This window comes from Methylomonas sp. MgM2 (genome assembly GCF_054172045.1).
This window is the reverse complement of record NZ_JBSYXO010000015.1, coordinates 101,380-109,744: the sequence shown is the minus strand read 5'-3', so window position 1 is coordinate 109,744 and position 8,365 is coordinate 101,380. Positions and strand designations below refer to the sequence as shown.

The window sequence follows — 8,365 nt, the reverse complement described above, 5'->3', positions numbered from 1 at the left end:
CTTGCCCGAATCGTTTTCCGGTTTGGCTATTTCGTCCAACATCGACTCGACTTGCTGCTTATCGTTGCTGTCCTGCGCGAGCGTGGCCGCGACGATGAGTATGCTTATCCACGTCGACGGCTACCTGGCCGTTGCACCCCTGCACGAAACCAATTATCTCAACTCCTTTCTGTTTTCAAGTGTGTTTTAGCGCGATTGCCCTGATTGGACAAGGCTATTATTAGGCATTGAATAAGCGGCACGGTATAATCGCGACATTTTACTTGTGGTTATAGTATGTCCAAACGTCCCCATCATGTCGGATTCATCAGCCTGGGTTGCCCTAAGGCGCTGGTTGATAGCGAGCAGATTTTGACTCGTTTGCGCGCCGAGGGTTACCAAGTCTCTCCAAACTATAAAGACTCGGATTTGGTCATCGTCAATACCTGCGGTTTCATCGATGCGGCCGTGGAAGAGTCTTTGGACAGCATCGGCGAGGCCTTGGCCGAAAACGGTAAAGTGATAGTGACCGGTTGCCTCGGTGCGCGCCAAGACGAGATACTTGCGCGCCACCCGCAAGTGCTTAAGATTACCGGCGCGCATGCCACGGATGAGGTCGTGGAGGCCGTACACGAACAATTGCCGCCGGCGCATAACCCGTTTCTGGACCTGATGCCACCCCAAGGCATCAAGCTAACGCCCAAGCATTACGCTTATCTCAAGATCTCCGAAGGCTGCAATCATCGCTGCACGTTTTGCATCATTCCGTCTATGCGAGGCGATTTGGCCAGTCGGACCATCGACGACGTGATGTACGAAGCTGAAAAGTTGGTGGATGCCGGCGTTAAGGAGTTATTGATCGTGTCGCAAGATACCAGCGCTTACGGTCTGGACTTAAAGTACGAGCAGCGCCAGTGGCGCGGCAAAGGCCGGCAAACCCGGTTTTACGACTTGTCCGATGCCTTGGGCGAATTGGGCATTTGGGTGCGGATGCATTACGTTTATCCTTATCCGCATGTGGATGATGTGGTGCCGTTGATGGCGGAAGGTAAAATTTTGCCTTATCTGGATATCCCTTTCCAGCACGCCAATAGCCGCATCTTGAAATTGATGAAACGCCCGGCCGCCGCCGAAAACAATCTGGAGCGCATCCAAGCTTGGCGGAAAATATGTCCCGATCTAACGATACGCAGTACCTTCATCGTCGGTTTTCCCGGCGAAACGGAGCAGGAGTTCGATGAGTTGTTGCAGTTTTTGACGGACGCGCAGATGGATAGAGTTGGCTGTTTTGCCTACTCGCCGGTCAAGGGTGCGGCGGCAAACGACTTGCCGAATGCGGTGCCGGAAGAGGTCAAGCAGGAGCGGTTGGCTCGCTTCATGGAACACCAGGCCGCAATCAGTGCGAATCGCTTGCAACGTAGAGTTGGCCGCGTCGAAACCGTCTTGATCGACGAGGTTGTCGAAGAAGGTGCGGTGGCGCGCAGTAAAAGCGACGCGCCGGAAATCGATGGCCAGGTCTTTATCGACAACGCAACCCACCTGAACGTCGGTCAATTTGTCGACGTGCAGATCGAAGAGTCCGACGAATACGATTTGTGGGGCAAATTAGTCTAGCACCACAAATTAAACCGCCCGGCGTTCACTTCCGGGCGGCCGCCGCATTTATAAGTACCGGTTGATCTTATAAAGCAGTCACGTTTTCAGCTTGCGGGCCTTTCTGACCATTAGTCACTTCCATGGTCACTTTTTGGCCTTCTTTCAACGTCTTGCGGCCAGAACCATTGATAGCGCTAAAGTGTACGAACACGTCTTTACCGCCCTCTTGCTCGATGAAACCAAAACCTTTTTCATCGTTGAACCATTTTACTTTGCCTTCTACTTGTGCTGCCATAAATCTCTCTTGCTAAAATTGCCGTTGTCGGCGTTTGTGTTACGGGTGGTGAATAAAGCGGGGTAGTAGTAGACGTGTAAAGCGACAACGAATACCGAGCTAAATCGCTGCCCATTATACAGATCAATAGAATTACGCCAAGAAAAAAGATGGATTTTGTACGTTAAGGTTGTGTGACAGCGCGAAATCGCTGCGGCGTCCTAAGCGTTATTATCCTCGATTAAATTTTAGGCTATTGAATTTACGCGGTATTTCAATCGAGAACACAGCGAGATCATTTGAGCGTTATGGATAAGATCATCTGTATTTGAGTGACATCGATTCCTTTTTCGGTCATTCCGGCGCCGTATTTTTTTAAGATATCTACTGAAATTTTTATCTAGTTTTTTAACTGCGTCTCTGAGTATTTCTCGTCGATGTCATTTAAGTGTTGAAGACTAGCGAGATCGTTCAATCGGGCGCCGGTTGATTAGCCGTCCGATGCATGCATGCTGCCGAGAAACCGTGAACCCGCTTTAACGCGATTCTCGCAGCGGAGCGGGTTTCAAGGAATGAATTCTAACGCTTGCTTTCTTCCAGTTCGTGACGCAACATGATGTAGAGCTTGCTGGTGATGATCTCGTTTTTATGCAATTTGTCCAACGTGTCCTGCTTGACTATAGCCAGCGACTGATTGGCGGTTGCCTCATTTAGTTGGGTTAGCAATTCGGCATTTTCGTGAATCACGGCTTGCATTTTCTCCGTCGCGTTAGCTTGTATGTCCTGGTATAGTGCGAGCAGTTTTTCCAGCGCCGATTTATCGTCGAACACCTCGCTGAGGCTGGAATCTTCCATGGTTTTCAACTCCTTAACCACTTTGCCGCTAATTTTACTCAAGGCGCGGTAATAACCGTATAACTCCGCAGCCGGTACAACGTGTTTACGCCAGAAGGCAACACGCGTCACCAACAATACAAACTTTTCTAGGCTGTCGATCGGAAAATGCTCATCGACCGAAGCGACTTGCTGTTGTCCTCGCTTGATTCGCTCCGTTTGTATGCTGAGCATATTAGCGATCTTTTTATAGGTTTTCTCTTCGATCTCACCTCGTAAAAAGATGTCTTTCAGTTCCTCTCTTTCGATGCCCAACGCATAAGTGCGCAGCATGTTTTCGATCAATATGTCCGATTCACCGATCGCATTTTTACATTCAAGGCAGGCAATCTGATAGAGGCTTTCATAACGTTGCTTCAAACTGTCGTATTGTTTCGGAGTCAATTGCTGGCCTTTTAGTAAATCTTCCAGCTTTTTCAATGACTTGTCGTATATTTGCGCTTTGCTTTTATGATAGCCGACTTCCTCCATGCCGGTCAGCGCGTCTATGCCCAAGGCGTGCATGACTTTACCTATCGTCGTCGCCTTGACCAACAGCGTAAAGTAGATGCTGCCTATCGTGACCGCGGCGACGAAGTCCTTGACGCTGAAGCTGAATTTCCAGCCGGGTAGACTAAGGTCGTCGGGAATCAACAGAACCATGATGACCGCCAGCGAGCCGCGCAGACTGCCCCACGCCAACAAATGCATCCAGTTCATCGGAATGGTGCGTTCCTTGCCGGTTTTATTCAACAGCCAAAGCAAGGGGTATACCGCGACCGCGCGGCCTACCACGACCGTGGCGATGCCCAACAAGATAGGCATCAGCGCGATGTTTAAATCGATGGCCAGGTCGGCGAACAGCAAGCCCATCAAGATGAAGACCAAGGAGTTGGTCACGAAGGCGAAATAGCTCCAGAACTTTTCCATGTATTCTTCGACGTCCGGCGACATCTTGTAGCGGCCGAAGTTGCCGATGACCATAGAGGCGATCAGCGTGGCGATGATGGAGGACAGCCGTATTTCCTGGCCGGCGATGACGATGTGTTCGGAAATGACTTCGGTCAGGATGAACGTGAAGTGAGCGACCAGCAGGGTCAGGGTGATTTCCAAGTGTTCGTTGCCGCGCACTCTTTCGATCAGTTTGGCAAACAAGAAGCCCATCATCAAGCCGAAGACGAGTCCCCCGCCCAACATGATCGAAAACGACCACAGAGCGTTGACGATCGATTCGGAGCCGTGGTAACCGTTGGTGATCAAATCCAAGATGATCAGGAAGGCTGCGAAGCCGGTGGCGTCGTTGAATAAACTTTCGCCTTCGAAAATCAAGGTCAAGCGTTGCGGTGCGCCGTATTCCTTAAACAGAGCCAATACCGCTACCGGGTCGGTCGCCGAGATGATGGCACCGAACAACAGCAGGGCCAGCATCGGTATGTCGATCCCGGCCAGTTCAAAGGCGTAATGCCCGGCGATGCCGACGAATATCGTGGAAATTAACAGGCCGACCACCGCCAGCGAACCGATGGAATAGATATTTTCGGTGACGTGGCGTATGTTCATGTTGTAGGCCGATTCGAAAATCAGAATCGGCAAAAACACGAAGAACAACAGCTCGGGCGTGAGTTCGAAGCTGGTGATGAACGAAAATAATTCGATCTGGGAAATCGGTACCAGCAGCGAACCGGCTATGACCAGCAGTACCGTGTAAGGCACTTTCAATTTTTGCGACAGCATGAAAACTGCCAGGGAAATCAGCATCAAGCTGAACAGCGACAAAAATACGTCTAGATCCATACCTGAATCTCCAAAATTTTTATTGCGGCATCAAAGTACCAAGGCAGTTGCGGCGATCTCGCAACTGCCTTGGGCTACCATTCAACACAATGAGTTCGGGTTCGCTTTTATGTTGGAAAGCGAACCGCCGCCGGCGTCAATTCCAGCCTAGGTCGGATTAGCCTTGTTCCAGCAGATAAGTCAGCCAAAGCGATGAAAGCTTCTCCTGTACCGTGTTTTGGCGCAGGCGGGCGTTCAGGTTCGGAAAGTCGACGCGGTCCAGGGCTTGGTCCTGGTTGTAACAGGAATAGACAAAGCTCTCCGCATGGGTTTCCGGATCGATGTGTTTACACATGCACTGCGCGCAAACGCCTTTCATCATGCATTGCATCGGCGAGTTGATCGACGCAACGGCTTCGTGGCCTTCTTTCAAATAGGGTTTCAATACGCCGAAACGGGCGGCTTTGACGGCAGCCATCATGCGGTCCGAACCGATCACGATCAAGTGTTCGACGTCCTGCAGTTTCAGCGTCGTCTCGCCCAATTCGCCGCCGGCGTAGGCGACCATCGCCTCGACGATGTTGCCGACGAAGCTTTTGTCCTGCGGTCGAGTGACCGGAATCGCTTCGTTGCCGGGCAGTTTGTCGACCGCCCAAACAATGACGTCGGAGGCTTCCTCGATCTCGGCGACTTTGAACAAGTCCACACGGTTGCGGTAACCGGCGAAGTACAAGACTTTGTTGCCGGCGTTGCGCATGGCTTTGCCGATAGAGAACAATACGGCGTTACCCAGGCCACCGCCTAACAGCAACACGGTCTTGCCGGTCGGAATCTCGGTCGGGGCGCCGGTCACGCCCATCAATACCAGCGGGTCGCCCGGTTTCCAGGTGGCGCACAAGCGGCTGGAGCTACCCATTTCCAACGCAATCAGCGAAACCAAACCTTTTTCCTTGTCGACCCAGGCGCCGGTCAATGCCAGGCCTTCCGCCGCCAGACTCGTACCTTCGATGACCGGCGCTAAGGATTCGTAGTTTTGCACGCGGTAGAATTGGCCGGGCTCGAAGTTTTTCGCCGCTGCCGGGGCTTTGATGACGACTTCGATGATGGTCGGGGTCAGGCGGTTGACTTCGACCACATGAGCGACGAGCAGATCGTCCAGTTGGTCTTGCATCGCGCGCAATCGCGCATCGCGGTCGGCTTGTCGCGCCGGGTCCAATGCCGCCAATTCATCGCGGAACAGCTCGACGATGTAGGGATAACCGTCTTTGGCGCTGGCCATGGCTTTCACCACGTTGCCGGCGTAGACAGGGTGATTGTCGCCGTAGAAGGTGATGTAGCGGCCGTTGCTGCTGTATGAGGTAAACGGTGCGGGTTTGCCGACCTTGACTTGGGCCTCGTCGGACATGGCGGTCAGTTCCGCTTGGCCTTGCAGCCATTCCGGTTCGTGGCGTTTATAAAACTTGCCGTCCATCTCGAAGGTCATCGGATGCTCGGATTGATAGATCGTGTTCGGCGCGGTGCCGGCGGCGATGAACAATCCGCGCAAAGTGATTTCCGCCTCGCCGACATTGCGCCACTTACCTTCTTGCAGTTGCAACTGCTCAAAGCGTACCGCTTTCAAGTGGCCGTATTCGTCGTTGATGGCTTCTACAGGGCTCATGCCTTCGGCCAAATAAATACCTTCGGATAAGGCTTCGTGAATTTCCTCGTGATTTTGACGGTAAGCCGGGGAGTCTTTGATACCTTTACGATAGAACATCGTCACGCCGCCCCATTGTTTCAGAAAGGGCAGGAAGTTAGGGGTTTCGCCGGCAGCAGCGGCTCGTTCGCGTTCTTGTTCGATGACGCGGCCGTGCGCCAGGAACTCTTCCAAAATCTCCAGTTCTTCCTTGTCGTAACGGCCGCGTACGTCGGCCTCGCCGTATTTGCCGACCAGTTTGTCGTAGCGTTTGACGATTTTGCTGACCTGTACCGGATAATAAGCCAGCAGCTCCGTCGCGGTGTCGATCGCGGTCAAGCCGCCGCCGATGACGCCCGCAGGCAGGCGAACTTGCAGATTGGCCAGGGACGATTCCTTGGCTGCGCCGGTCAATTGTAGTCCCATCAGGAAGTCGGAAGCCTTGCGGATGCCGCGGGTCATATTGTTTTTTAGATCGATAACGGTCGGTTTGCCGGCACCGCTCGCGATCGCGATGTGATCGAAACCCAATTTCCACGCTTCGTCTATCGTTAGCGTGCCTCCGAAGCGCACGCCGCCGTAGCATTTGAACGCATTGCGGCGTAACAAGGTCAGGTAAATGACTTTCAAAAAGTTTTTATCCCAGCGCACGGTAATGCCGTATTCGGCTACGCCGCCGAAGCCCAGCATGACTCTTTTGTCCAGGTCATCGTAAAGATCTTTGAAATCCATGATCGGCATGGGTACGTTGTCTTTATCGCCGGTTAGATGCAGAGGCAGCGGTTCGATTTTCAAAGCGTCGATTCCGACTACACCGAAGCCTTCGTTCAACAAATAATGGGCCAAGGTATAACCGGCCGGTCCCAATCCGGCAACTAACACGTTTTTGCCGTTGTAGGGCAGGGCGACCGGGCGTTTGACGTTCAGCGGGTTCCAGCGCGTCAGCAAGCTGTAGATTTCAAAACCCCACGGCATGAACAGTACGTCGGTCAGCACGTTGGTTTCGATTTGCGGGATGTTGACTGCTTCGGTCTTTTGATAAATACAGCCGCGCATGCAGTCGTTGCAAATTCGGTGGCCGGTGCCGGGACACATCGGGTTATCGATGATGACCATCGCCAATGCGCCGATATTGTCGCCCTGGCGTTTGACCACGTGCATTTCGGAGATTTTTTCTTCCAGCGGACAACCGGTCATTAAGGACCCGAGGTGGTTGGCCTTGAAGGTGCCGTCTTTCTTGTTTTTGATGCCTTTGGAGCAGGAGTCGTTGTCGCGGTCGTGGCAATAGATGCAATGGTCGATTTCGTACAAGGCTTGCCGGCGTTTGAAACGTTTATCAGTCAACGCAAAGCCGTCGCGGCGGCGATGGTGGTGTTCGTCGCAAACCCAGGCATCGTATTTTTCCAGGGCTTCGGTGTCGTGGTGTACCAGGTTGTCGAGATCGGTTTTTTGCGGGACTTTAAAGCTCAGCCATTTTTCGACTAACGCTTGCAGTTCGGCATCCTGTGTCGCGGCGAAGCTCCAGCGGCACACGATGTCCAACAGGCCGGCGATCAATGCGGCCGGGCTGTCGTAAAAGGCATTCAAGGCCGGCGATTCGCCGATCTGGCTTTTTAATACCGCCACATCGGTGTCGTTTAGTTCGTCTTGTTGCGATAATCGCCACAATTCTGCGCCCAACTGGCTAACGGCGAGTTCGGGATCATCGTTAAAGAGCGTTTGTTTACCGGTCGCGACCAGCAATGCGTCGAGCTGTTCTTGCAAGGCACCGATGTCCCAGCCTTCGATGGTCTGGCCTTTAAACAGCTTACTCAGCTTGCCGATGATCTCCGTACGGTAGACGAAGACGCTATCGAATTCACCGGAAATCTGCTCGATCTGTTGCTCGCGAACGTCGCTTACGTTAAATAATCCGGCGACAAAAGCGCCGACGAGCGGGGCGAGCCTGACCAATAATTCCGAGATTTCCTCCGGCTTCATGCCGTCACCGCCACACGCGCGGTAAGCGGCAATTTCTTCGAATAAGGCGGGGTCGTGGTCTTGTACCGACTGGTCGAACGCCGAAAGCAGGTCGTCTAAACGTTTCGCATCGAACAGGTCTTGATATTCAAACCCCGGAATGCCGAGCGTAAGATGGGTAAATTGGCTGGTATTAATGTGGTTCATCAAGTTGTACCGTTAGTAATCGCTTG

Annotated in this window: 5 protein-coding genes; 2 read left to right on the top strand and 3 right to left on the bottom strand. The window is 52.7% G+C overall.

Annotated features, from left to right (window positions below; genetic code table 11):
* Together ACW73I_RS12960 and rimO are read left to right on the top strand one after the other, a co-directional pair.
* A partial coding sequence (locus ACW73I_RS12960) for a hypothetical protein (RefSeq protein WP_458029803.1) occupies positions 1-190 on the top strand: 190 nt, incomplete at its 5' end.
* A gap of 86 nt (positions 191-276) precedes the next feature.
* The gene (gene rimO / locus ACW73I_RS12955; RefSeq protein ID WP_458029802.1) at positions 277-1,593 is read left to right on the top strand and encodes a 30S ribosomal protein S12 methylthiotransferase RimO; all 1,317 of its coding nucleotides are present in this window, start codon (positions 277-279) and stop codon (positions 1,591-1,593) included.
* A 67-nt stretch (positions 1,594-1,660) separates the two neighbouring features.
* Here rimO and ACW73I_RS12950 read toward each other — a convergent pair whose 3' ends face one another.
* The 3 genes from ACW73I_RS12950 to ACW73I_RS12940 all read right to left on the bottom strand — a co-directional run bounded on the left by ACW73I_RS12950 (position 1,661) and on the right by ACW73I_RS12940 (position 8,339).
* Positions 1,661-1,870 (bottom strand): cold-shock protein, encoded by a 210-nt coding sequence (locus tag ACW73I_RS12950; RefSeq protein ID WP_458029801.1) that lies wholly within the window; start codon positions 1,868-1,870, stop codon positions 1,661-1,663.
* A 558-nt stretch (positions 1,871-2,428) separates the two neighbouring features.
* Positions 2,429-4,516: a cation:proton antiporter gene (locus ACW73I_RS12945; protein ID WP_458029800.1), complete on the bottom strand. Its 2,088-nt coding sequence runs from the start codon at positions 4,514-4,516 to the stop codon at positions 2,429-2,431.
* A gap of 157 nt (positions 4,517-4,673) precedes the next feature.
* Complete coding sequence (locus tag ACW73I_RS12940) at positions 4,674-8,339, bottom strand: pyridine nucleotide-disulfide oxidoreductase (RefSeq protein WP_458029799.1); 3,666 nt, start codon at positions 8,337-8,339, stop codon at positions 4,674-4,676.
* Between the last annotated feature and the right edge of the window lie 26 nt (positions 8,340-8,365).